At 54.4% G+C, this 25775-nt stretch carries 19 protein-coding genes and 1 pseudogene; 11 read left to right on the top strand and 9 right to left on the bottom strand.

What is annotated here, in order from left to right; genetic code table 11:
• Positions 1 to 23: 23 nt before the first annotated feature.
• From FE783_RS38400 to FE783_RS22520, 3 genes and pseudogenes are all read right to left on the bottom strand, one after another.
• Positions 24 to 248: pseudogene (locus FE783_RS38400) on the bottom strand (SRPBCC family protein); the annotation flags it as partial.
• Between the two features lie 248 nt (positions 249 to 496).
• A complete protein-coding gene (locus FE783_RS22525) occupies positions 497 to 1672 on the bottom strand; it encodes a HupE/UreJ family protein (protein ID WP_138881647.1) in 1176 nt (391 codons plus the stop codon).
• Positions 1673 to 1748: 76 nt separating this feature from the next.
• Positions 1749 to 4439 (bottom strand): metallophosphoesterase, encoded by a 2691-nt coding sequence (locus FE783_RS22520; protein WP_158301977.1) that lies wholly within the window; start codon positions 4437 to 4439, stop codon positions 1749 to 1751.
• 336 nt (positions 4440 to 4775) lie between these two features.
• On the opposite strand from FE783_RS22520, the gene FE783_RS22515 reads away from it, so the two are divergent.
• The 7 genes from FE783_RS22515 (at position 4776) to FE783_RS22485 (ending at position 15001) form a co-directional block, all read left to right on the top strand.
• A complete protein-coding gene (locus FE783_RS22515; protein ID WP_138881645.1) occupies positions 4776 to 6104 on the top strand; it encodes a Gfo/Idh/MocA family protein in 1329 nt (442 codons plus the stop codon).
• Between the two features lie 376 nt (positions 6105 to 6480).
• Positions 6481 to 7803, top strand: a complete 1323-nt coding sequence (locus FE783_RS22510; protein WP_158301976.1) for an ABC transporter substrate-binding protein — start codon at positions 6481 to 6483, stop codon at positions 7801 to 7803.
• A gap of 63 nt (positions 7804 to 7866) precedes the next feature.
• Complete coding sequence (locus FE783_RS22505; RefSeq protein WP_138881643.1) at positions 7867 to 8802, top strand: AraC family transcriptional regulator; 936 nt, start codon at positions 7867 to 7869, stop codon at positions 8800 to 8802.
• A 345-nt stretch (positions 8803 to 9147) separates the two neighbouring features.
• The gene (locus FE783_RS22500) at positions 9148 to 9552 is read left to right on the top strand and encodes a VOC family protein (protein WP_158301975.1); all 405 of its coding nucleotides are present in this window, start codon (positions 9148 to 9150) and stop codon (positions 9550 to 9552) included.
• 273 nt (positions 9553 to 9825) lie between these two features.
• Positions 9826 to 10347 (top strand): GrpB family protein, encoded by a 522-nt coding sequence (locus FE783_RS22495; protein ID WP_138881641.1) that lies wholly within the window; start codon positions 9826 to 9828, stop codon positions 10345 to 10347.
• 311 nt (positions 10348 to 10658) lie between these two features.
• Positions 10659 to 11846 carry a glycoside hydrolase family 88 protein gene (locus tag FE783_RS22490; protein WP_138881640.1) on the top strand — a complete coding sequence of 396 codons (1188 nt, stop codon included), beginning with the start codon at positions 10659 to 10661 and terminating at the stop codon, positions 11844 to 11846.
• 35 nt (positions 11847 to 11881) lie between these two features.
• Positions 11882 to 15001: a glycosyl hydrolase family 95 catalytic domain-containing protein gene (locus FE783_RS22485; protein ID WP_138881639.1), complete on the top strand. Its 3120-nt coding sequence runs from the start codon at positions 11882 to 11884 to the stop codon at positions 14999 to 15001.
• Between the two features lie 68 nt (positions 15002 to 15069).
• On the opposite strand, the gene FE783_RS22480 is transcribed toward FE783_RS22485, so the two are convergent.
• The 4 genes from FE783_RS22480 to FE783_RS22465 all read right to left on the bottom strand — a co-directional run bounded on the left by FE783_RS22480 (position 15070) and on the right by FE783_RS22465 (position 20601).
• On the bottom strand, positions 15070 to 16419 hold the full coding sequence (locus FE783_RS22480) for an ABC transporter substrate-binding protein (protein WP_158301974.1): 1350 nt from the start codon (positions 16417 to 16419) through the stop codon (positions 15070 to 15072).
• 206 nt (positions 16420 to 16625) lie between these two features.
• Complete coding sequence (locus tag FE783_RS22475; protein ID WP_138881637.1) at positions 16626 to 17636, bottom strand: LacI family DNA-binding transcriptional regulator; 1011 nt, start codon at positions 17634 to 17636, stop codon at positions 16626 to 16628.
• Positions 17637 to 17796: 160 nt separating this feature from the next.
• A complete protein-coding gene (locus tag FE783_RS22470) occupies positions 17797 to 19029 on the bottom strand; it encodes an aminopeptidase (protein ID WP_138881636.1) in 1233 nt (410 codons plus the stop codon).
• A gap of 192 nt (positions 19030 to 19221) precedes the next feature.
• Positions 19222 to 20601: an extracellular solute-binding protein gene (locus FE783_RS22465; protein WP_138881635.1), complete on the bottom strand. Its 1380-nt coding sequence runs from the start codon at positions 20599 to 20601 to the stop codon at positions 19222 to 19224.
• 158 nt (positions 20602 to 20759) lie between these two features.
• Between FE783_RS22465 and FE783_RS22460 the strand changes: the two genes are divergently transcribed.
• On the top strand, positions 20760 to 21791 hold the full coding sequence (locus FE783_RS22460) for a zinc-dependent alcohol dehydrogenase (RefSeq protein WP_138881634.1): 1032 nt from the start codon (positions 20760 to 20762) through the stop codon (positions 21789 to 21791).
• A gap of 66 nt (positions 21792 to 21857) precedes the next feature.
• Here the strand turns inward: FE783_RS22460 and gerQ are convergent, their stop codons facing one another.
• Positions 21858 to 22364, bottom strand: coding sequence for a spore coat protein GerQ (gene gerQ / locus FE783_RS22455; protein WP_238403203.1), 507 nt, complete (start codon positions 22362 to 22364; stop codon positions 21858 to 21860).
• A gap of 227 nt (positions 22365 to 22591) precedes the next feature.
• Here gerQ and cyoE point away from each other — a divergent pair, with 227 nt between their 5' ends.
• The 3 genes from cyoE to FE783_RS22440 all read left to right on the top strand — a co-directional run bounded on the left by cyoE (position 22592) and on the right by FE783_RS22440 (position 25202).
• The gene (gene cyoE, locus FE783_RS22450; protein ID WP_138881633.1) at positions 22592 to 23533 is read left to right on the top strand and encodes a heme o synthase; all 942 of its coding nucleotides are present in this window, start codon (positions 22592 to 22594) and stop codon (positions 23531 to 23533) included.
• 93 nt (positions 23534 to 23626) lie between these two features.
• Positions 23627 to 24241 carry an SCO family protein gene (locus FE783_RS22445; RefSeq protein ID WP_158301973.1) on the top strand — a complete coding sequence of 205 codons (615 nt, stop codon included), beginning with the start codon at positions 23627 to 23629 and terminating at the stop codon, positions 24239 to 24241.
• Between the two features lie 37 nt (positions 24242 to 24278).
• Positions 24279 to 25202 carry an AEC family transporter gene (locus FE783_RS22440; protein ID WP_138881631.1) on the top strand — a complete coding sequence of 308 codons (924 nt, stop codon included), beginning with the start codon at positions 24279 to 24281 and terminating at the stop codon, positions 25200 to 25202.
• Between the two features lie 58 nt (positions 25203 to 25260).
• On the opposite strand, the gene FE783_RS22435 is transcribed toward FE783_RS22440, so the two are convergent.
• The gene (locus FE783_RS22435) at positions 25261 to 25611 is read right to left on the bottom strand and encodes a ribonuclease M5 (protein WP_138881630.1); all 351 of its coding nucleotides are present in this window, start codon (positions 25609 to 25611) and stop codon (positions 25261 to 25263) included.
• Between the last annotated feature and the right edge of the window lie 164 nt (positions 25612 to 25775).

The following is a 25775-nucleotide window of genomic DNA, read 5'->3' as shown; positions in this document are numbered from 1 at the left end:
CCTCTTCAGGCGGTGGAAGGCATTCACCGGTTAACGTTGGCGTCAGGAGCCTTGTCCGCTACAAGATTCAAGACTATGTTATGTTCAAGAAACGCCTTTAGCCCGCAAAGCACAATCGTGTATCCTCCCATATCGTCAATGGCTCGATTTACGATATCATCTCCATTTCCTGTATACCCTGAGCATGTAATCGTAACAAAGGTTTCGTTATTTGTTCGGGGAGTAAATATCCACTCGACCTCATACCCCCGCCGAACAATCTTTCCGGTCCGTAAGTGGGCAATATCCCAAATCGTGGCCAATATAACCTGCCGCAAGAAGGATAAGTCCGGTTTCTCTATCCATATACAGAGATACTAAGGCGATAACACTGAAAAAGGCTAATGAGATCGCCTGAATCATGATCGTACGGACCCCGCGGAGGTGTCCGCGAATTGCGCCCGAAATCACGAGGCTGCAGGCTTAGATTGCAGCCTCTGTTGCGCTAACGGCGCGTTCAATCCCCGATAATTCGCTGCACGAACCAGAGCAAGCCGAGACAGCCGATCATGCCGGACATGCCGGTCGTGAACGACGGGTACCAGCGCACTTTGGCGAGAAACCAGAGAAGCGGCAGCAAAACGGCCAGCACGGCCAGTTGACCGATTTCCACGCCGAGATTGAAGGAAAACAACGACAAAACGAATCGTTCCGGAAGCGCGCCGCGCAAAATATCGGCGAAGCCGAAGCCATGGACCAAGCCGAACAGCAGTGCCGTTCCCCATCTCCAGGCGGGACGCTTGAACCAGATGTTCTCCACTGCCACGTAGACGATGCTGAGCGCGATAAGCGGTTCGATGATCCGCAGAGAAATGGTGAACCAGTCGAGAGCGGATAGGGCAAGCGTAATGCTGTGTCCGATCGTAAAGGCGGTCAGCATTTTAACATAATCGGTTTTTTTCTGACGGAGCAGTATGAGCCCGAGCAAGAACAGCAGATGGTCGTACCCTTCCCAAATGTGCAGCATCCCCATATACGTATAGGTCCAAAACGTATTCAGCCAGCCGGGGAGCGCGATTTCGATCGTGCTCTTCCCGCTTGACATGGAAACGTCCGCTGTCGACCCTTTGATCACCCTATTGTCCCGGTCGATTACCTTCTCGATCGTTTGTTCTCCGGCATGGACGCTCGCGAAATTTTGATGCGACGGATCGAGATCGTCGAAGAAGAAATTATACCGGATTTCGTAGTTCCGGATCGGGACGCCAAACTGTGCGGCTATATCGAAGCGGATATACTCGTTATTTCCGCGCTTGGCAAGCGTGGCGTTTTCCAGCTCGATTCGGCCCGGTTTTCCTTCGCCCAATACCGTCAAATAACGGGTGGCCATGTTTTGCAGCCGTGACCGGTCCCAACCGATCCCGTTCGGCTTCGAATCCGGCTTCGACGTGCCGTCCGGATCCAGAACGAACACTTTTTGTCCCGAATGAAGGTCCATCCATTGACCGACCTCCTGGGGATCCAGGTAAAGGGAATAATGGACGGAGTTGTCGTTTAAGGTTACTTCCGAATAGCCGACGGTCGACATATGCGCTTCCGCGACCGGCGCAGTCCCTATCCACATAGCGACTGCAGGCAGCATAATTAGAAAGATCCAGCGTCTTCCGAACGGAAACCTCGTTTGACGTGCCACGATCGTATCACCCTATTTGTTAAGATGAGGGGCCGGCTCATGAGCCGGCCCCGTATTCCTTATGCGAACCCGATGTTTATTTCGTCTCGAAGCCCCATAAATCCGATCTGGCGCGTCCGCCGAAGCGGTCGGAAAGACGGACATACCAGTAGTAGCTGTTATCTTTGTCCAGCTTGTGCCAATGCGTCTTCGCCTCGGTGCCGCTCTTTACGCCGGTATCTTGGCCGATTGCTTCTTTGCCGTACATGTTCACGGCGATATAATCCGTAGCCACCCGTTTCTGGATCGGCTTCAGCGTCAGAGGCAGGCTGAACTCGTCTTTGCCGTTCTCGTCGAAGAAATTGTAGTCTTTCATGTACGGCGAATAAGTGTTCACGATCAATTGCTTATTCTCCGTATCGAAGTGGAGGAGACGCAAATACCCTTGCCCGCCCTCCGGTCCGGCTTGGTAATCGGACAGCATCTCGATGACGGTTCGTCCGTCTTCCGCATGCTTGACGTTGTAAGCGACGCCGTGGTGATGGCCGCACAGCACCATGAACACATTTTGGTTTTTCGCGACGATCTTGCTCCAAATTTCCTGTCCTTGTCCCGAATAATTGCCGTTCGGAGAGATGTACTCATGGGTGGCGACGATCGCATTGCGGTCCGGATATTTGCGCAGCACTTCGTTCGCCCAATCCACCGTTTGCTGGTCGATCGACCAGCCGAGATAAAGAATGATGAAATCATTGCCCTTCGACGAAATCAAATCGTAATGGTCGCGGTTGTTGTCCAATTCGCCGCCGTAATAGGAGCGGTCCTTGAAGCGGTCTTTGCCGAAGTATTTCCAGTATTCCGCATAATCGGCTTTGCTGAAATTGACGTCATGGTTGCCGGATACGACACCGTACGGTACGCCCGCGTCATCCAGTATTTTCATGCTCTTGTCGGCATTGGCCCACTGATGCGGTTGATCCCAATCATCCACGATATCGCCGGTGTGGATGACGTAGTCGATCTTCTCGGCATCCCGGTTTTCGACGATATATTGTGACATGGTGTCATAAATGTTAGGATAACGTTCCGAGTAATACTGCGTATCCGTTACCCAGGCAAAGGTGAAATCGAATTCATCCGGCGAAGGAATCAAGTCTTGAACCAGGACGTTGATCACGCCGTCCTTTACCATGTCGGCCACGTTCACGGACGCTTTCAAAGTGAAGTCTTGCTCGCCCATGCCCGATGCGCCGGCCACCCACTGCTGCGTATTATGGTTCCACGTATACAATGTCACCTGACGGCTCGGCAGCGAGTGCCCCTGCCATACGACTTCGACTTGTTCCACGGCGGTCAAGTCGTTCTCCAGCTTCAAATCGAACCGGTGATACGGGAATGCCTCCGTGTCGTCCGTCGTAAAATAATTGCCGTCCTTTTTCCGCACCGCCTCGTTAGCTTCTTCCGTAAATAGCCGCTGTCCGGCGGGATTCAGTTCGAGAGGCGGTTCGCGATCCGCGGAATGGACGTATGCTTTGTTTGCCGTGTTCGTCATATCCGCTCTATACCCTTTGTAAAAGGTGACGTCCATCGGGTCGCCGGTCGGGTCGACTACTTTGACGGAGAGCTTCGGATTGATCGACTGTTTGACGCTTCCGTCTTGCGGGTCCGGGTTTTCCGGCTTATACGGATGCTCTTCGACGACGCCGAAGGAAACGGATGCGGTTGCTTTGTTGCCCGCCTTATCCGTCGCCGCGACCTTGAACTGATGCAGTCCAGGGGCGAGATCCACTCCGGCGATCCGGGAAGGCAGCACGATCGGTTTGCCGTCGAGCTTCGCTTCGACTTTGTCGATCCCCGATGTGGCATCGGCGGCTTGAACGGTGAAATCGATGTCGCCTTTGTACGTTTTGCCTTCGACAGGCGATATGGATTCGAATACGGGTTTCGTATTGTCGACGATGACTTCTGCCGAGATGCGCTTGTTCCCGTCCGGACTTTGCGCGTCAGCCGAAACCGCATGTTTGCCGTCCGCGGCCTTCGTCGTATCCCAGCTATACCATTTGGCCAGAAACCGGTCGTTCGGGATGGTGAACCGGAACGCCGCACTTTCTCTCGCCGTCAAATCGTTCGGCGGGAGTCCGTCGCGAAGCGTGATGCGGTCGGTCGGATTGACGTTCACGACAGTACCGTCGCCGATCTTCACCTTGACGTCCTCGACAGGAAGCACGGTTCCGTCCGATAAAGCCAAGCGAACGTTCCGTACCGAAAAGTCGTCGTTATTGCCTTCCGTACCGGTCGGAGACTTATTATTGCCCGAATGGAGCGAAATCGTATTGGCGCCTTTTTGCAGGAGGGGAGTCGGAATCGGCACTTTTACCGTTTGGTAGCCTTTGATATTGGCGTCGAACACCTTGACGATCTGGTCGCCGACAAGAATCCCATTTTTATAGCCGGTATCGAACCCGTCTACTTCCATCACGAGCTCCGGCGATGCGGGAAGCACTTGAATCGCAGGTACCGGGCTGCCGTCAATCGAAATCGTGATTTGATCCGCCGGGTTATACGTTTCGGCTTGGACGGTACGCGTTCCTTTCAACAAATCGCCGTTCTTTACGGAAAGCGCGATTGGGGCGCCTGGTGCATATACGGCCTGGGTAACTGCTGCGGATTGAGCTTGGCCGCCAGTATCGCTTCCAAGCGCGAGCGCGGCGGGGTTTCCTGCCATGCTCGCGGCAAGCAGAGCCGATGTCAGAACGACGCCGGCAAGTCGTTTAAACCGTTTCTTCATTTCAACCATCCTTTCCGAGTTTGAAAGTGTTTTAATATCCCGAAAAATCAATTGGCTGTGTTTATCAACTCCTCCCGATTCACCGAAAGCGTATCAGCGCTCTGTTAGCGCAATGTAAATCGGAGCTTAAGAATTCGTAAACACAGGCGTTATAAGACCAAAATGAGAACAGAGGACTATGACGGACCGGGACGAAAAGCACGCGTTTCGACTAATTGCGATATGGCTTGAAGGATTGAACGTTCATCGTAAAAATGGATAAGAACGCGTTAAAAACCGTCATATCCGAACGGCGGCGATCCGCGGTATCCTCTTCTTTAGGAGGGGGCGATACCAATGAAACATTCGGATGGAACCGACACACAACGAGGGGATACAGGCAACACGCTTCTGAAACAAAAACCTGTCCGCGCCGTCATCGTAGGTGCCGGACACCGCAGCATGCTGTATGCATCGTATTCGGTCTCGCATGCCGACGAGCTGCACATTGCAGGCGTTGTGGAGCCGGACGAAGTGCGGCGGAAGGTGGCGATGGACGCGTACAAGCTCCCGCCGGAGCATGGCTATGAGTCGATTGAACAATTGATTGCCGGTCCGCGTATTGCAGACGTCGTATTCAACGGCACGATGGATCATCTGCACGTCGCGACGACGCTGCCTCTGCTGGAAGCCGGCTATGACGTGCTGCTGGAGAAGCCGATCGGCGTATCCGAGAAAGAAGTGCGCGAGCTGCTGGAAACCGCGAACCGTTTGGGCCGCAAGGTGATGATTTGCCACGAGTTGCGGTATGCGCCTTTTTACGCGGAGATTCGCAAGCGGCTGCTCCAGGGCGCCATCGGCGAAGTGATCAACATGCAGTTTGCGGAAAATGTGAGCTACCACCATATTGCTAGCGCTTATGTACGAGGCAAGTGGAACAGCCAAAAGCGCGGCGGTTCTTCCATGCTGATGGCCAAGTGCTGTCACGACTTGGATTTGATGGTATGGATGAAAGCCGGCGTCCAACCGAAGCGCGTATCGAGTATGGGGGGGCGGATGTTTTTCCGCGAGGAGCAAAAACCGGAAGGGGCGGGTACCCGATGCCTGGTCGACTGTCCGTTGGTCGATAGCTGCGCGTACTCCGCCAAAGCGATGTATTTGGAACGAAACTTGTGGGGGACGTACGTTTGGCACGGGATCGAGCATTTGAGCCAGAACCCCACAGAAGAACAAAAGCGCGAATCTCTTCGTACCGACAATCCGTACGGACGTTGCGTATGGGCCAGCGATAACGATGTCGTCGATCACCAGGCGGTCAACATCGAATTTGCCGATGGGTGCACGGGAACATTCAGCTTGAACGGCAATGCGGCCAAGCCGGGTCGCCGCCTGCATCTCATAGGCACCCATGGTGAGATCGAAGGCGTCATGGAGGAAGGCTCGTTCACGATCCGCCATTTCGATTTGTCGGCGGGACACGGTTACCGGGAAGAGCGCGTAAATGTCGATGTTACCGATAACATGCACGGTGGCGGCGATATGCGGCTAGTGAGCGACTTCTTGCGCGTCATCCGGGGAGAGCAGCCGTCCATATCCACGACGACACTTGCCGATTCGGTCAATGGTCACTTCGTAGGATTTGCGGCAGATCGTTCACGTGTAGAACAACAGTGGGTTCAGTTGTAAGAAAAACGTCTATCGACGTAATTCAAGGATGAGCGACCGCGGTTTAGCGGAAGTTTCTCTTGGTAAAGAAAGTCTCACTTCGCTTTAACGCTTTAGCGAAGTTAAACTTTCTTTATCGATAAGAAAAACGTCTATCGACGTAACTCAAGGATGAGCGACCGCGACTTTGCGGAAGTTTTGCTTGGTAAGGAAAGTCTCACTCCGCTTAACGCTTTAGCGAAGTTAAACTTTCCTTAACGTTAAAAGCCCCCCCCAAAAGTGCAGGGAGCATTCAAAGCTAACACCGGGCACTTTTGGGGGAGTGCGAATATTCAATTCGAAAGCGCTTACGGGATTCGCGGGAGTCAGTTTCGAACATAACAAGGGGGAAATGACCATGAAGCTTTGGAAAAAAACGTTGGTATTCGGTTTGTGCTTGCCGGTTCTGGCTCTATCTGCATGTTCGTCCGGTTCCGGCGCGGGCGGGGACAAGGGAGACAAGACCCAGCCGGCGGTGCCGAAACAAATCAGCAACGAACCCGTTACACTTACCATCTACTATTATGGCGGCGATTTGACGGATGAAGAGTTTCAAACGTATTTCGTGAAGCCGGTCGGTCAGAAATACCCGCACCTGACGCTGAAGCTGGTGCGCAACGCCCCGGGCACCAAGCTGGAAGATCTGGTCGCAAGCGGATCGGCGCCGGATTTGATCTATTCGCCGAAAGGCTATATGGAAGATTTCATCGGCTTGAACATCGTGCAGGATTTGGACAGCTACATTCGCGAGCAGAAAGTGGATCTGGGACGATTCGAGCCGGTCACCATCGACAGCCTCAAATCTTACGCGCCGAAATTCAACATGGTCGCGCTTCCTTTTTCGTACAACAGCTCGGCGATGTTTTACAACAAAGATATATTCGACAAATTCGGTGTCGCCTACCCCGTCGACAAAATGACATGGGACGATGTAATCGAGCTCGGGAAGCGGGTATCGCGCAAAGACGGGGATACGTTCTATAAAGCGATGTATCCGTCCCAGCTCACCCAGTTCGCCTCGCAGATGGCTGTCGCATATACCGATCCGAAAACGACGCTGCCCGCTTTGGAAAGCGACGATTGGAAAAAAGCGGCGACCTACTTCAAACGGATCTACGATTTGCCCGAAAATCGCGTGACGAAGCTGAACAACTTCTTCGTCGAACGGGATGTGGCGATGTATGCGGGCGTGACGACGTATACGTTCGGTCAAGTCAAAGAGTTGATGAGCAAAGGGACGCCGCTCAATTGGGACTTGGTCTCGTATCCGAACTTCGCGGAGACGAAAGGTCAGTCGATGGCGCTCGATTCGCTTGTGCTGATCATGACCTCGACCAGCAAGCACAAAGACCAGGTGTTCCGCGTCATGGATGTCGTCACGAGCAACGATAGCCAGCTTGCGCTGAGCAAGGTCGGCCGCATGCCTGCGCTGAAAGATCCGAAGTTGAAAGACGCTTTCGGCAGCGACAACCCTGCACTGAAAGGCAAAAACGTCAAAGCGCTGTTCCTCAATACGCCGCCGATTCAGAATATGGGGCCGTACGATCTCGAAGTCGCGCGACTGCTGAATACGCTCCAGCCGAAGCTGATCAATGGCGAAGAGGACGTGAACACGTTTTTGCGCAATGCAAGCGAGCAGGCGAAGCTGAAGATCGCCGAGAAAAAAGCGGCAAGCCGCTGAAGCAAGCCGTATCCTTTTGCCCCCTAATATGATAGATTGAAATCACATCATAGGGGGGACGGCATGTCGCATCCTGCAATCCGATGCAGCGTATGCGGACGTGCAGCGGGAAGGAGCGGGCGGATGATACAGCTGTACGAAGATGTGGAACCGATCCATTACCAAAGCAATTTGCTCGCGATCAAAATTATCGAAGTGCGCAACAACTGGGAATTGGGTCTATTGAGATGGCATTATCATAAAGAGCTGGAATTCATTTTCGTCAAGAAAGGCTCCGTCGTCTTTCATACGGTGGATCAAAGCTATCGGCTGCATAAGGGCGACGTCCTATTGATCGGCTCCAACCAACTGCACGCCAACCAAAGAATCGATTGCGAAGAAGCGGTCTATCTCGTGATGCATGTGAAGCTGCAGCCTTATTTCGAGCCGGCGATCACCCCGTACTACCATTACTTTTCTGAGCATCATCGCCCCTTAAGCGAGCTGAACGTCATCTTCCGCCAACAGGACGCAGTCAGACGCCGGGTCGGGCAGATCATGCGGCACATTTTCAAGGAAATGCAAACGCAGACGGACGGTTTTGAACTCGCTGTCAGTTTGCATGTGAAACAAATTTTGCTCAGCCTCTATCGAAATGATACGTTTCGCTCCGATGTGCGCAAAGGACCGGATCTATACGCGCTCCAGCCCGTTTTTCAGTATATCGACCAGCAGCTATCCGACAAAATCGATATGAAAGAGGCATGCAAGCTGCTGAATATGAGCTACAACTACTTCTCGAAGCATTTCAAGGACGTCATGGGGACGCCGTTCATCGAGTACGTCAACTTCAGACGCATTCATATGGCCGAACGGCATCTCGCGACAAAAACCGCCAGCGTCAATGAAGTGGCGCGTATGGTCGGACTGGAGAATATCACCCACTTCTATCGGCTGTTCCAGCGGTATAACGGGTGTACGCCGAAGCAGTATGTGGCGCGTTTGAAGCAGCGCGGGTAGGGGAGAGTCGGGAGGATCGGATCGGTTGGAAAAGTCTAGCCCTATGCAGTCTTGAGGGGGTTAGGCTTTTTTGTTCTGCGGCAGGTGGATAGCGGAAAAAAACGGCGTTATTCGCGTACTTTCCGCACGTTTCCAATAAATAAAGGAAATTTTTGCATTTATTCGTTCAGTTTTGAGCTTCGGAGACCCCATTTGCAGGGATTCGGGTGAAATAAGCGCATTCTTTTCCGCTATGTTCGCTATAACAGCACAGGTAATGATTTACATAGGAACAAATGTGCGGTAAATTAAAGGTGAGTTTCGACTTCGCACGGCTAAAACAAGGGTAAGAAGGAGCTGTTTGAATTGGCGGAGCAAACGTTAGGTACGAAAAAAATTACGGGGCTTGCTTGCATTAATCTCCCGGTCCTGAATGTGGATGTTTCGGCGAGATGGTACGTCGAGAACCTGGGCGTCCTTCTGCTAAGGGAGCCTACTCGTTTTGAGCAGGGTGCCAATGCGATCATTCAATTCGGAGAATATGGTCCGACCGTGCTGATGCACGAAGAGAAAGAACGGACACCGTTGCATTTTACGCGAAACGGAAAGCCGGCGCCGATTTTCGAGCTGCGTACCGATGACACGGAAACGTTTTATGCACAGTTGTTGGAAAAGGGAGTAACTGTGACCAATCGCTATGACAACTTACCCTGCGGCAAATATTTTCATGTTCATGATCCGGACGGCAATGTGATCACGATTGTGGAGTAGCGGGAGACCGTATACAATAAGCTGACTTCAGACGATCTGAAATCAGCTTATTTGGCGTTAGTTTGGAATACCGATTCTTGCTCAAACGAACTGATGTTATTACGCCTGAATCCAATTATTGCATAAAAAGCGCTATGGTAACACCGGCAATCCTTTTTTAAGTATAAATGTTTAGTACTATGGCCTCTATATAGGAGATGGTGTCAAAATGGAAAGCGAAGGATGGTTGTCGACGAGTTCCGGAGCTTGCCCGGCAAGGAGGAGATGAATTAGATGAATGTTGTGGTAACCGAATACAGCGATAATTGGAAGCGGGAGTTTAGTGAGGAGTCTCAAAAAATAAAAGATATTTTCGGTGACGAGTTAATTGACATTCACCACATCGGCAGCACTTCCGTTCCAGGGCTGAAAGCCAAACCAATTATTGATATGATGCCGGTTGTGAAAGATATCGAAAAAGTTGATAGGTTCAATGAACAAATGGAGCGCCTTGGTTACGAATGCATGGGAGAGCTCGGCATGGAGGGGAGAAGATATTTTCGTAAAGGCGGAGACGACCGCACGCATCAAGTGCACGTGTTTCAAGGGGATAACAAGGAACATATCATTCGCCATTTGGCGGTAAGGGATTATCTCCGAGCGCATCCCGATGAAGCCAACCGCTACGGAAATTTAAAGGAAAGCCTAGCCAAACAGTTTCCCAAAGACATTGAAGCTTATATGGACGGAAAAGATGCGTTTGTTAAAGAGCTGGAAAGAAAAGCGCTGCAGGGGTACAATGTCGGACAAGGATAGTCAAGCTTCCTCTTCCAGCCAAAATGTTCGGCTCCGGCCGAACCAAAGAGGCCGGCCGGTTAAAACCGGCTGGCCTTTTCAAGAGCTGGGCGGGCGTTACCGCCAAAGCGGCACTATAAAGGAGGAGGAGATTCCTCAATCGTGACCGAAGGCTGCCAGTATATCGAACCCATAGCTGTGCGATTGCAGCAGGCGGTTGACAATAGGGCGGGCATTTGGTAACTTGGGAAGCGTGTAACCGTTTGATTGCTATCGGTTTTGTTATGAACATTGTTGAAACGTTTCAATTTCTCTTAGGAAGGATGGCTGCCATGCCAAACGTCATAAATGAACCGATTCGAAACACGAGCTTGTTTTCGGAAGCTCCAACATTCTCCGAGGCGGATTGCAAGGAGGCGATCCGTTTTGTCCTATCCCGGATCGACGGCAATCTGGACACGTTCGCGCACAAGTTTCCGTCCCCGGCAAGCAGCGGCAACGTATACATGCCTTGGGACAACGTCGAATGGACGCCCGGCTTCTGGACGGGGATGCTATGGCTTGCTTATGAGGCAACGGGCGATATGAAATACCGCCGCGCGGCCGAAGGGCAGCTGGAAAGCTACCGGGCAAGGGCGGAGGAAAGAAAGCATACGGCGACACACGATCTGGGCTTCTTGTATACGCTGTCATGCGTGTCGGCCTACAAGCTGACCGGCAGCGAATTCGCCAAGGAAACGGCGCTTCTCGCGGCGGACTTGCTGATGGAGCGCTATTTCGACAAAGCCGGCATCATTCAGGCGTGGGGCAACCTGGATAATCCGAGCCAGCGGGGCCGCATGATCATCGATTGCTGCATGAACTTGCCGCTGCTGTACTGGGCGTCGGAAATGACCGGGAATCCGAAATATGAGACGGCCGCCCGCAATCATGCCGATCGGGCCGCCCGTTATTTGATCCGCGAAGACGCATCCAGCTACCACACGTTCTACATGGATGTGGAGACCGGCGAACCGAAATACGGCAAAACGTCGCAAGGATATTCGGACGACTCGTGTTGGTCCAGAGGTCAAGCTTGGGCGATATACGGGTTCCCGCTCAGCTACATTTATACCAGGGACGGGTCCATGATCGATATCGCGCAAAAAACGGCCAACTACTTTCTAAACCGGCTGCCAGACGATCTGGTGTGCTACTGGGATTTGACATTTACGGAAGGCGGCGAGGAAAGAGACAGCTCCGCGGCCGCGATCGCCGTGTGCGGCATGCTCGAGCTGGCCAAGCATCTGCCTCTCGTCGATGAACGGAGACGCGTGTATGAGAACGCCTCGCTGCATATATTGAAATCGCTTGCCGAGTCGTATACGTCGAAAGACGTACCGCATTCCAACGGCGTGCTGCTGCATGCGGTTTATGGCAAGCCGCTCGGCAACGGCATCGACGAATGCTGCATTTGGGGAGACTACTACTATTTCGAAGCGCTTATGCGGGTGGCGAGGAACTGGAAGCTATATTGGTGAATAAGGCGATATATTAGGCAGGAGGAGGAGTTTCCGTGCACAAGGTGGTTTACGAGAACGCTCCGTCGAGCTGGAACGAGGCACTGCCGCTCGGCAACGGACATTTCGGCGGGATGGTGTACTTCGAGGACAACCGATTGACGATGGCGATGAACCATTATGAGGTGTACTATAAGAAGCTGCACCGGTACAGCCGTAAATCCCGCAGCGGGTCGGGACGCGATTACTCGAAGCAAGCCGGCATGACGTTCGACGAGCTGAAGCGGCTCGCGGCCGACAAGTACCGAGACCCTGCGCAAGACTCGTACTTCAGCTACAGGGAATCGCTAGGCTACAGCTGGAACGAAACCCGCTACGGAAAACCGGCGGGCGGCTCCTCGCATTATCCGACCGGCGAAATCCAACTGCTTCCGGAGGGTCGGCTGGCCGAGCCGGACCACTATACCCTCCAGCTCGACGTGGAGCAGGCATCCGTCGGGCTGCGGATTGAGAAAGGCGCCGACAAGCTCGAGGCGCGCACGATCGTGACATGGGAGAGCGATTGCATCGTAACGGAGGTCGGGCAAACCGACTCCGGTTTGTTGGAGGCGGTGCATATGACGCTGCCGGTCCGGAAATACCAGAATTTATCCGCAAGCTATTACCAGCTGGACGATACGACCTTTTATTACACGGGCTCGTTCTACCCGGACGGCGAAGACCGGGACAAGTACGGACCGTTTACGTTTGTTGTTATGACGAGGCTGGCCGGAGCCAAAGGGAGCGCGGAAATCGCCGAGGAAGGCATGACGATTCGGCTTCGCGATGCGGAGAAGAGCGTTGTCTTGATTACGACGGTCGTTACGGAGGAAGAAACCGCCGAGCTGCTCGAGACCGCCCGCAGCAGGCTGGACGAAGCCGAGTCGAATGTGTGGGGCTTGATCGATCGTCACCGGGACCATTGGGCCGACTTCTGGAAGCGCTCCTCCGTCATGCTGCCGGATAAAATGCTCGAAGATTTGTGGTACGTCAATTTGTACGCCATCGCCTGCAGCAGCGGGAAGGGCGGGCGCATGTTCGAGCAGGCGTGCGGGCTTAACGGGCTATGGGACATCAAGCAGCCGACGAAGTGGGGCAGCATGTGGTACTGGGACGTCAACATACAAGCCGCCTTCTGGCCGCTCTACACGGCGAACCATCTGGAAGTGGCCGAAGCATTCCATGACGCGCTGCTGACGTACACCGATTCGGCCGAGAAGATGGCCAAGCAGTTTTACGGCTTGGAAGGGGTTGCGGGCGATTATCCGCATGCGCTGTATTTGAGCATATGGCCTTGGTGCGCGCAGTTTTGCTGGCATTATTACCAGTACAGCATGGATGCGGATTTTTTGAAGGAGAAAGCGTATCCGTTATTCCGCTCGATTTTGCGGTTTTTCGAAGGCTATTTGCAGTACGATTCCGACAAGGGGCACTACGTCGTATATCCCGATATATCGCCGGAGCAGGGGCCGTTGACGCGGAACTCGACCATCACGCTCGCGACGGTCAAATATTTGCTGCAAATCGCAATCGAAGCGAACGTTATTCTCGGGGAAGCGGAAGAGGACCGGAACAAATGGGCGATTCTTGCGGAGAAGCTGGCTCCTTATCCGACCGGCGTTTCCGGAACGTACGGGGACGTTATTCTGGATTCGGAATGGGCGCCTGAGGATTTGCACCTGCGGCATCCGTCGCTGTTGATGCCGATTTATCCGATCGGCGAGATCGACAAGAACAGCGGGGAGGAGCTGCGCCGAAGAGCGGAGAATACGCTGCGCTATGTCGAGGAGCATACGGAAACCGGGGTGTTCCAGTTCGGCTGGCTGTCATGCGCGGCGTCGAGGCTAGGCAAAGGCAATACGGCGATCCGTCTGCTGTACGAGCAAGGAATCGACCTGTCTCTGCGGAGCAACGGGCTGTTCGCCGAAGAGACGGAACGATGGATCAACTACTGCAACATTACGAACGAGCCGCTTTATTACCCGCATGTAATGGAAGCCTCCGGCGAGACGGTAGCCTCCATTAACGAAATGCTGCTGCAAAGCTATGACGGCGTCATCGACGTATTCCCGGCGATTCCGAACGGCGAGCCCGAGCAAGAACGGGGGATCGGCATGAAGAAGGAAGATGCCGCGAGGATGCACCGCTCATACGCCAGGTGGGACGACTGCGAGTTTCAGGGGCTGCTCGCCGTAGGCGCTTTCGAGGTTAGCGCCGTTAGGAAAGAAGGCCGGGCCGTGCGTGTCGGAATCAAAAGCTTGGCAGGCAAGCAGGCCGTAGTACGTTATCCGTTCGCTTCCGGCGAGACGGTATCGGTCGTACGGATGGACGGAAACGGAACGTATCCTGCCCCGGCGGAGCACCGAACGGAAGGCGACCGCATCGTATTCGAGACGGTCGTAGGCGGGGAGTATTGGATTGTGCCGCAATCGGCTTCGCCGAATACGGAAACGTCCGCAGCCGATCCGGCAATGATACCGTCCGATCCGGGAGTTTATCCGCGGGTTCATGAGGCTCATACGCACCGGAGAGTATTTCTCGGCAAAAACCGGGACACGCGCCATATCCAACTGCTCGATCATTTCACCTTCGACTACTACTCCGGCAATTACCGGGAATCTCGTACCGCCGTTTACCGGCTGGACTTCGGGGCCGGCGACCGCCCGGCGAAAGATTATGCCAAGGCGCTGCCGAAGCAGTTTCATATGGACGGCGTATTGGGGCAAGATTTCCGGCGAATAACGCCCGAGACGGCATTTACGCGCTTCCGGGGGCACGGTTGGGAAAGTGCCGAAGGCTTGATCGCGGAGGAGCGGGGCGGGCCGGACGAGCTGCGGAAAGATTTTATCGGCGGAACCGGGGAGCGCTCGTTTTGGCTCGAGCTGCCGAAAGGAAGGTACGATGTGCTGTTCGTATCCGGAGACGCGGACGCCCCGTCCTATACGGAGATCGAGATCGAAGGGCAAGGCGCCGGTTGGAAACCGGAGCGAGTGCTTGCGGCAGGCGAATTCGCCACCGATATTTTGGCCGTGACGCAAAGGAAGGACGGCTACGCGAAAATCCGCTTCCGAAGCAGGGAAGGGATGCAGTGGAGAATCAACGTGCTTATCGTGAACAAAAACTATACTTATTTTTAAAGAAAAGAAGCTCGGCACCACTGCTGCCCCAAATAGCGGCGGCGGTACCGAGCTTTTCACATGTTCGCTTACTTCTTCTTCGCCTCAAGCTCCTTGAGCGCCTTGTCTCCGGCCTCCATCGCTTCCCTGAGAGCGGTATTCATGTCCGACTTGTTCTGTACAATGTTCTCCAACGCTTTCCACAGCGCGGTTTCCACTGCGGACGATTGCTGCGACAGCATGACGGGGGAGGCGAACTTCTCCGGCAGCAGCGCTTTCACATTTTTGCCTTTGAGCACATCGGTATCCTGCCCTACGACCTTCATGATCTCCGCATTGTTTTTCACGATCGGCGCGTAGCCTTTCCTCGCTTGATACGTCTGGAACTCCTCTGTCGTCAAATAAGAAATGATCTCGAACGATTGCTCTTTGTATTTGCTCGAGCTGCTTATGTAATAATAGGTCGGGTACGTTTGCGTGCCGAGCCCCATCTTGTCCTTGAACGAAGGCAGCTGCACGATGTCCCAGTTCATATCCTTCAGCAGCGGGTTCGTGTAGGCTCCGCCCAAATCGGCGATCATCGCCGCGGTTTTTTCTTTATAGAACAAATTTCTTTGCGTCGACAAGCCTTGCACAGTAGCCGTAGTGCCTTCGTTGCCCGGTATCGTGAAAAATTTCGTGAACGTTTCCGTCAGCCTCTTGAACGCGTCGGTGTCGAATGTCGGCTTGTTCGTCTTCGGATCGACGAACGGGACGGACAGCTGGTTCAGGCGGAACACGTGCGGGAACGACATGAGGAAGCCGCGGTATTGCACTCCGCCGTCTTGCCGGGACAGCTTCTTCGCCAAGTCGTACATATCGTCCCACGTCATGCCTTCCTTCGGATACGGAACGCCGAATTTATCGAAAATATCTTTGTTGTAGAACAGAGCGACCGTATTCGTATTGACCGGAAGCCCGTAAATCCCCCCGTTCGCGATCATTTTCTGAAAATCGATCGTCGTCGGCTCGAGCTTGCTCAAATCGTACTGGTAGGTCTTGATCAGACCGGAGATGTCGAATTGCAAGGCTGGGGTAAGCAAGCTTTGGTCGGTCAGACCGCTGGAGGCGAAGACGATATCGATCGGCTCGCCGGAGGTGATCCGGTCTTGTATCAATTTGCTCGTATTGTTCATCACGTATTTGACTTTCACGTGCGGGAACTTCTCCATGATCTTCTTGCCGTATTCATCCATGAACTGCTCTTCGGTCATGTTGCTCATCCCGTTGACGATCGAAAGCTCGACCGGATCTTTGCGCGGAGCGGGAGCGCCCGAAGCATCCTTCGCTTTGTCCGGGCCCGATCCGGAGGCGGCTCCGCCGCCGTTGTTTCCGCCGCATGCGGCGAGCACTGCAGAGAGCGACAACAAAGTCAAACTTGCCATCAATTTACGTTTCACGAGTTTTTCCCCCTTGATCGGTTTGCATGGTGGTGCGGCAGTACCCGCTGTATTAAACGCTTTCATTTCTTCCCCGACGAAATCGCTTCCAATTCATCCATTGCAACTCCGCTATCCAACCCGGCGCTGATGCCGTCGGTTCGAACTCGGATTCACCTCCTTCAAGAATAGTTGAAACGTTTCAACATTGGCCAAAAAGAAGCCGCTCAACGTTCCGTCGATTTGCGGGGAATTAATTGTAGCGGAATTTGTACGATTGCGCCTTCGCCCGGTTCGCCTTCGAGCCGCGCCATCATCATGCGAACGGCGGCTTCGGCTTGAAGCTTGTAAGGGTTCTGGATGCTCGTCATGCCGGGGAAGCTTAGCCGGCTTACGGGCGTGTTGTTGATGCCTATGATTTTCACTTGCTCCGGGATGCGGTACCCGAGCTCGAGCAGCTTCGACATCGCATGAAAGGCGGTCAAATCGTTGAAGCCGAGAACGCCGACCGGATGGTCGCCGGTGATGAAACGTTGCAGTTCTTTCAGCCAGCTTGGATTATGGCTATCCAGCATGCCTATTACGATAGGTTCGTTCGCGAGCCTGCGGATGCCCTCCTCGAATCCGATTCGCCGCTGCTCGTCGGTAGCCGCCGCGATCATGTTTCCCAGGTAGACGATCGTTCGGCAGCCTTGCTCGTACAGATGGAGCACCGCCTCTGCGCAAGCGGAGGCAACATCCAAATTGACGAGACCGGCTGCGATATCGTCCGGCCAGCCCCATGCATTGAACAGCACGATCGGAGTGCCTTCCTTAACGATCGCTCTTGCCGTATCCGGAGGCATGGCCAGACCGTGGCAGAACAAACCGTCCACCCGGCGCTGAAGCAGCAATTCCAAATGTCTACGGCCGAGCTCGGGTTTATCGGGCGCGGAGAAGACGGAAAGGTGGTACCCTTTCTCAAGCACGATGTGTTCGACTTCGCCCGCGAATTTCACGAAATAGTCGTCGTAGCTCGGCAGCAGCATGCCAAGCTCGTAAGATCTTTGGCGGCTTAAATGGGCGGCAATCGCATTTCGCCTGTAGCCGAGCTGCCGGATCGCTTCGTTGACCTTCAGGATCGTATCCTCCGCGAGCGGAACATCGTTTCTGCGGTTTAATACGTTCGAAACGGTTCCGATCGATACTCCGGCGAATTTGGCCACATCCACGATCGTTGCGCTTTTTTTCTTCTTCATGAACAGCCTTCCTTGAATCATCCATTTTGTGAAAACGATATCATTGAAGCGTTTCAATCATATCGTCTCCACCAGCATTTGTCAATCCCCGGATGGGGGGTTATCCTTTATTTGCGATAAAATAAGGAGCTGTCCTGGGCCGGACAGCTCCTTCTACTTCTTAAAATGCCCAATTCCCTTTAAGAAACACGGGCTCTCTCGCGCCGTCTTCGGTTATGCCGTAAATGTCCAGCTCCGCCGAACCGATCATGAAGTCCGTATGCGCCATGCTGACGTTCAGACCGTTCTGCTGCAGCTGCTCCTGCGTCATGCCGACGCCGCCTTCGATGCAAGCCGTATAGGCGCTGCCCACGGCAAGATGGCAAGAGGCGTTCTCGTCGAACAGCGTTTTATAAAATAAAATGTTCGAATCGGAAATCGGCGAGCGATGGGGCACGAGCGCCACTTCGCCGAGGTACCGGGCTCCTTCGTCGGTTTCGATCAAGCCCTTCAGCGTTTCTTCGCCTTGAGCCGCGGTTACGTTCACGACACGGCCGTTCTCGAACGTGAACGAGAAGCCGTCGATGATGATGCCGCTGTAGCTTAAAGGCTTCGTGCTGGACACCGTGCCGTTCACGCCGGTTCTGAACGGGGCCGTGTACACTTCCTCCGTCGGCAAGTTCGGGACGAACCACGTTCCTTGTTCGTTTTGTTTGCTACCGCCGAGCCAAATATGGTTTTTCGGAAGCTCGATCGTCAGGTCGGTGCCCGGTGCGGTGTAATGCAGCGCTTTATACTGCTTACCGTTCAAGTAGGCGGCTCTCCGTTTCAGCTCCCGGATATGCTCTTCCCACAAACCGAGCGGATCGGGCTGATCGGCACGGACCATCTTGAAGATGGCGTCCCACAGCTTCGCAACCTGCTCTTCTTCGGGAAGCTCGGGGAATACTTTAGCGGCCCATGCTTTGGAAGGCGTAGTCGCCAAATTCCAGCTGATTTTGAACGCTCTGGCCAGCTCGCTGTATGGAGCCATAGCTTGGCGGGTCGTCTTGTTTGCGTTTTTTATTTTTTGCTGCGATACGCCCTTCAACAGATCAGGGTCGGCCGATGTAATCGTAACGAACGCCGCGCCGTTCTTGGCCAGCTCGATTTTCTCCCCCGCCGTCCATTTCGGCTCCTCCAGAAACGATTCCTCGGGAGCGAGGTCGTAGGCGATGCGGGACGCTTCATCATCGCTCCAGCGGACTTTGACCGAATAGGCGCCGGCTTCGTACGCTTTCTTGACGATACGGCGGGCGAGCTCCGCGGCGTCGATCGACGCTTGGAGCATAAGCGTCTGTCCTTTCTGGACGTTCGCCCCGACTTTCACGATCAGTTCCGCGTAATTGTCCAGCTTTTGCTCAAAACTCAACATGCTGTATTCCTCCCAGTTCGTTGTCCGTGATGTTCCGCCGAGTTGAGATAAGGTATCCAATATGTAGCGCAGCCGCTCATGAGCGGAATCTACAGTGAGATTATACAGGCATGATATTGCTATGTAAACACGGCGGCCCCGCTTATTTCGAAGCACGCCTCGGAGAAAATATAAGCCCGTCCGGTCCTCCTGTCAGACGTTATCCCTGATCCGGCGGCATACGGTGTCCATGTCCTCCAGTCCGGCCCAAAACAGCTTCAGCTCCTCGCACATCCGCTCCAGCTCGCCGCCACTGATGTTCATATCCGAGTGCAGGCGAAACGTCGGAACGATGTCGCGGTACAAGAAAAATCGGGAAGGCCGGTTCAGCTTGTCTTCCCCCCTCCATTCCGCAGCCCGTATCCGGGCGGGAACGGAAAGGGTCGTTTGGCGCAAGTGGAGCTGCGCTTCCTCGCCCAAGCAGAAATCGACGAACGCTATGGCCGCCCGCTTCTGTTTGCCGTGTTTGTTGATGCCGAGACCGATCGGCAGCAGCAGCGTCGACGCTTGTCCGGAGTGGGGGAGCGGAGCGATATCGTATTCCAGGTCGGTGTCCCGAAGCGAATTGAGGCCGAAATAGCTCGTGACGAGCATCGATACTTTTTGCTGCATAAACAATCGTTCCGCGTCGTCGTCCCTTTCCGACAAATAAGCGGACATGGATCCGGTCTTCGCGAGCAGCGCCGCCCCGATCGCGGCGGCGGCCCCGAACCGGCCGTTATCGAAGGCAAGCCGTCCGTCCGCACCGCGTTCGAAACGGAGATTGCTTTGCAGCAGGAAGAGCGGCCAGCGGTTGAGCGATAAATAATGAATGTAGAAGCCCAAACTGCCCAGCTTGGCCGAGAGCAGCCCGGACGCCTCGGCTACGTCGTCCCATGTCCAGCTGTCGCTAGGCTCGGGCAAGCCGCATTGCCGGAAGTGCGATTTATTGTAGCACAGCACAAGCGGCGAGAACACGAACGGCTGCGCATACAACGTATCCTCTTCGGTAAAGGAGCGGAATAAGAACGGGTACGTTCCTTCCGCCTTCTCCACGGGCTCGAGCACGTCTTGGACCGGTCCGAATTCCGAGATTCTCTCGAACAGCTGGTTGTTGACCGTCAGGACGTCGATCGGCTCCGTTCTCATAAAATCGTTCCATTCCGCAGCCAGCCGGAGCTGGGGAAGCGGTACCGGCTGGACGATCATATCCGGATGAGCGCGATGGAAAAGGTCGAGCAGCGCATGCAAATTCGCCTGCCCAATCATCGTGGAATGATAGCCGAGCCGGATCGCTGCCGGGGGACGGGCTTCCGGCCGGACGACGACGCGCGTTCCGACGCGCGGCACTTTCTCGATCAAGCCTTGCTCGACGAGCTTGTCCAATCCTTTGCGCACCGAGTTTTTGCTCAGACGGAATTGTTCGATCAGCTGGAATTCGGACGGCAAAAAGTCGCCCGGTCCGTATCGGCCCATGGCGATATCGTTTCGTAACGTGACGACCATTTCTTCCAGTCTGATCCGGAAAGTGGTGCGCTTCGGTTTCTCGGTCATGAATCGGAACCCTCCGATAAGTGCGTTCGGCCAAAATCTTGCACGGTTGTGGTACCCATTATAGCGGGAAAGCCGGCAAAAGAGAAGTTGACGCTCGTTCGTTCGCCGCCTATAATTTAGTTTATATATACAAGATGTGAACCAGAGGAGCGGGCACCATGAAAGTAGTGACGTCGAGCAAAGGGAACGTTCAAACCCAGAACATGCCGGAACCTTCGTGTTCCGACAATTATGTAATCGTAGAAAATATATATTCCGCTATAAGTCCGGGTACGGAAATGCTGATCATCAACCGAAGCAAGGAGGTCGAGCAGGCTCTCGTACTCGGATACAGCTCCGCGGGAATCGTCCGCGAGGCGGGAGCCGGAGTCGACAAGCTGCGCGTCGGCCAGCGTGTAGCTTGCTACGGGGCGCCGTTCGTCAGGCATGCGGAGAAAATCGCCGTTCCGAAAAATTTGGCGGTTCCGCTGCCCGATCACGTCGATATTCGCGAAGCGGCATTCGTCGCGCACGGGACGATCGCCATCCATGCGCTCCGCCAATCCGATCTGCGTTTCGGCGAAACGGCGGTTGTAGTAGGCCTGGGCATTCTCGGACAGCTGCTGTGCCAGATCGCCAGCGCCGCCGGATTTCGCGTGATCGGCTTCGATCTGCTGCCGGAACGGTGCGACCAGCTGCGCGCAAGCGGGGCGGGCTGGGCATGCGCGGATGCGGAGGAGCTGGCCGAAGCGATTAAAGAGCGGTCGGAGGGCGCAGGCGCCGACGCCGTATTCGTTTGCGCGGGCGGCAAAGCGGGCGGCCTGATCGATCAGGCGCTTACATGGCTGAGAGACCGGGGCAAAGTCGTAATCGTCGGCGATGTAAAGGCCGAATTCGACCGCAACCGCCTGTTCTCCAAAGAAGCCCAGGTTCTGATATCGCGGGCGGGCGGGCCGGGTCGTTACGATCCCGTCTACGAGGGCGGGGGAGTCGACTATCCGATCGGCTATGTCCGGTGGACGGAAGGGCGCAATATGTCCGAGTATGTCAGGCTGCTGGCCGACGGGAAAGTCCGGATCGGCTCGATGATTACGAGCAGCTTTCCGATCGAGGATGCGGCTTCGGCTTACGAGAAGTTTATGTCGGACCCGCGCGGTCAGTTGGGCGTTCTGCTGTCCTACGAACGGATACCTGCGGAAGTGGGCGTATAAGGATCGGCAACAAGAAAGCGATGCATCCTTAAGGGGACGCATCGCTTTTTCATGTTGTTAACGGAATTAACGGAACGGGTATGTGTAATTCAAAGGCTCGTCGAAGGTGGCATAGTCGAGGTTGACCATCAGCAGCAAAAAGCGCATGCCCGTTTTCGGATCGCTTATAATGATATGGTCGCGTCCGGCGGCTTCCAGAACGCCTCTGAAAATTTTCGCGTTCCACTCGCTGTTGTTCTCATACGTCATGTACAGGGTAACCATCTTGCCCAGGTTCAGGCGAAGTATGTTCTCGATATACGATTCTTCGGCCGGCAGCATGCCGGGTGGTGTGGTCGGACCAACGCCGGGCGGCATCGGGAATCCGGGCATCGGATAACCGGGGGCGCCTGCGCCGGATGGTTGCGGCGGCATTGGATAATAATAGTATTGCGGCGGCTGTGCCGCTTGCGCCGCCTGTACGGCCTGGGGCGCTTGCATCGCTTGCATCGTCTGGGGCGCCGGCATCGGTTGGGGAGCCGGCATCGCTTGCGGCGCAGCGGCGCCCGGTTTGTAAGGATTCATGTTCATCATAATAATCATGAGCCTCCTTCAAGTTGTATTGCCCGTCCCGCCAGGGCAATAGGCTGAAACCTACATTATAGTGTATGGGCGTATGTCGGAAACGTGACACCATTATCGACAAAATTATGAATAACGGATTCCGTTTGTTGTCAAAAGCGGTCCGTGTTGCTATGATAAGTTGTGAACAACGCCCGTCAGGCGCGTTGTAAGGAAGCGTTCAGGAGGTTTGCCACTATATGGACAAACAGCTTAGCATCGATGCAGCCGCGGTCGCCGGGGCGCAAGACGCGCAGGCCGTCGTGCGGAAAGCGACTTGGAAAGATTTCGTTCACTTGGCCAAGCCGGGAATCTTGTTCTCCAACATCATTACCGCTTTCGGCGGTTATTGGGTCGCTTGGGGTAATTCGGGCGATACGTTCGATCTCAAACTGTTGATTTTCGCCATGCTCGGAACGCTGCTCGTTATGGCTTCCGGATGCGTGTTAAACAATTATTTGGACCGCGATTTGGATACGAAAATGACCCGCACGCGCAAGCGCGCACTGCCTACGGGCGTTGTCGATCCGAGGATCGTATTCTGGTACGGGATCGTGCTCGGGGCCGCGGGACTCAGCGTGCTATGCCTGCTCGTGAATCCGCTAAGCGCACTGCTTGGCGTAGTCGGGCTGCTCGTATACGTCTTTATATACACGGCATGGCTTAAACGTACTTCGCCGCTCAGCACGACGATCGGCGCCATTTCCGGCTCGATGCCTCCGGTTATCGGCTATTGCGCCGTTACGAATCAGGTGGATATGGGCGCGTGGATTTTGTTCGGCATTTTGTTTTTCTGGCAGCCGCCTCACTTCTGGGCGCTCGGCATGCGCCGCAAGGAAGAATACCGGGCGGCGGGCTTCCCGTTGTTGCCGGTCGTGCACGGCAACGAAGTGACCAAAATGCACATGATCCGCTTCTTGGTCATGCTCGTTCCGGTTTCGCTGCTGCTGTACGCATACGGCTATGTCGGCGAAATTTATTTGATCGCGGCTATCGCGCTCGGACTCGTCTGGACGTTTATCGGGCTGGCCGGGTTCAAAACGAACGACGACGACAACTGGGCGAAGAAAATGTTCGTCTTCTCGATCAACTATTTGCCGCTTTTGTTTATCGTGATGATTATCGATACGATTCGCGCTTAATCGATTTTAGATAAAGGGAAGGAACAAGCTTCTACGGGCTTGTTCTTTTTTCTGGAACTTTTTCTTTTATAGAAGGGACAGGGGGAACGGATTGTGGGCGTTTTTTGGCAGAAGCACTGGTTCAAAGTTTTGATCGCAGCCGTAATCGTGGCCGCGGCCGCGGGATGGTATTACAAATCGCAAGGAGGCGGGGAGAAGCTTCCGGTGATCAAGAAGGCGGCGGACTTCAAGCTCGAGCATACCGACGGCAAGCAAATCGGCTTGAGCGACGACAACGGCAAAGTCCGGCTCGTCTACTTTTTCTGGTCGACCTGCCCGGATGTGTGCCAGCCGACGACGTACGAGCTGTCGAAAGTGCAGCAGGAGCTGCAGAAGAGCAGCCTGCTCGGCACGGACGCCGTCATTTATTCGATCAGCTTCGATCCCGACCGGGATACGGTCGATCAGCTGAAGAAGTACTCGGCCCGCTTCGAGGCCGACCCGTCGGGCTGGAAGTTTTTGCGGGGGGATTCCAAGACGGTTGTCGATTTGGCGAAGCAATACGGGGTAAGCGTCTTGAAGGACAATAACGGCAACTTTGCGCATACGAACTCCGTCGCCTTGGTGGACCGGGCGGGCAATCTCCGCAAATATTTTGTCGCTACCGACGGCAACCTGAGCTACAGGCTTGTGGCGGAAGCCGTGAAGAGCTTGGCCAAGGAACAATAAGGAGCCGTTCAAACTACTTGAAAGAGGTAGCGCCGACGTGTCATACTTCGTCTACATTCTTCTGAACAATGTTGTGCCGCTCAGCTTGCTGATCGGGCTCGGCATCGTGCTGCAGCGGGCGTTCCGGCTCGATATCAAGACGTTGTCGAAACTGAATTTTTACTTGTTCTCGCCGGCGATCATGTTCCAGATGCTGTATCAGACGGAGCTTTCGCTTAAGGTTATGTCTCAGGTGCTGTTGTTTTTCGTCGTATTTTTCTTCGCTCTGATCGGCGTCGTCGAGATCGTGATGCGGATACGCGGGTATAAGGGCGGCATGCGGAGCGCGATGCGCAACAGCGTTATTTTCTACAATAGCGCGAACTATGCGATTCCGCTCAACCAGCTCGTATTCGTCGGCGATCCGTTCACGCTGTCGATTCAGATCATTATTATGATGATGCAGAGCCTTATTCCGAATACGTACGGCGTTTATTCCGTCAATGCGCACCGGCAGAAGCTGAAGGACACGATGAAGACGATTATGTCGATGCCGATCATTTACGTCATTCCGATTGCTCTGATCATGCGCGGCTTCCATATACCCGTTCCTCATCCGATCTATATATCGATAGACTATATCGCCAAAGGCTTTATCGCGACGGCGCTTACGACGCTGGGCGTCCAGCTCGGAAGCATGAAGTGGGAGCTGAAGCTGCGCGACGTCGCCATATCGAACGTCCTGCGGTTATGCGTAGGACCGCTGCTCGGGTTCCTGATCGTGCTCGCGTTCGGATTTCAGGGCGATTTGGCGAAGGCGCTCATCTTGTCGTGCGCCGTTCCGACATCGCTCAGCAGCGTCCTGCTCGCGGTCGAATTCGACAACGAGCCGGAGTTTTCTTCCCAGGCCGTGTTCTCGTCGACCGTGTTCAGCATTTTTACCGTCACCTTCGTCATCTACTTGCTTCAGTTCGTAGGGTAACGCGCGCATAACAGCCTGTCCGCTTGAAGCGGGCGGGTTGTTTTTGGTTCATAACCGCCTAGAAAGAAGGTCCCGGCTCCGGATAACGGATGTACTCGTCGAGTCCGGCCTTCTCCAGCTGTTGGACGATGTATTCGTCCGGTGTTCCTTCCACGCCCGCATAGCCTCTGCGCGTATAAATTTGCTCCGCGTCCGGGAAGGCGTCGCGCAGCACGCCGCGAATCCGTTTCCCGGAAGGGTCGTTGTCGGTGAACAAGTATACGTCCCGATCCCCGATCTTTTTCTTGATCTGCTCGAGCTTCTCCGAGTTCAGCGTGCCGTATGTGCACAAAATCAATATTTCGTCGTCAAGCAGCCTGCGCAGGCGGCTCTTGTCGTTTTTTCCTTCTACGATGATCGCGATCGACATATCGGCACCTCCGGTTCGACTTTTCGCTGCGGTTTGTCGTTTTCACCAGTATAGCCAATCGTCGTTACGACAAACAAGTCGGCCGGTGGCGGATTTCCCGGGAAATGTCGAAGCGGTCGGCGGACGGTCCGAGCGAGTACGGTTTCGGCGCCATATAAAGAGAT

The organism is Paenibacillus mesophilus, assembly GCF_005938385.1.
Taxonomy (GTDB): Bacteria; Bacillota; Bacilli; order Paenibacillales; family NBRC-103111; genus Paenibacillus_AB; species Paenibacillus_AB mesophilus.
This window is presented reverse-complemented; position numbering and strand designations above follow the sequence as displayed.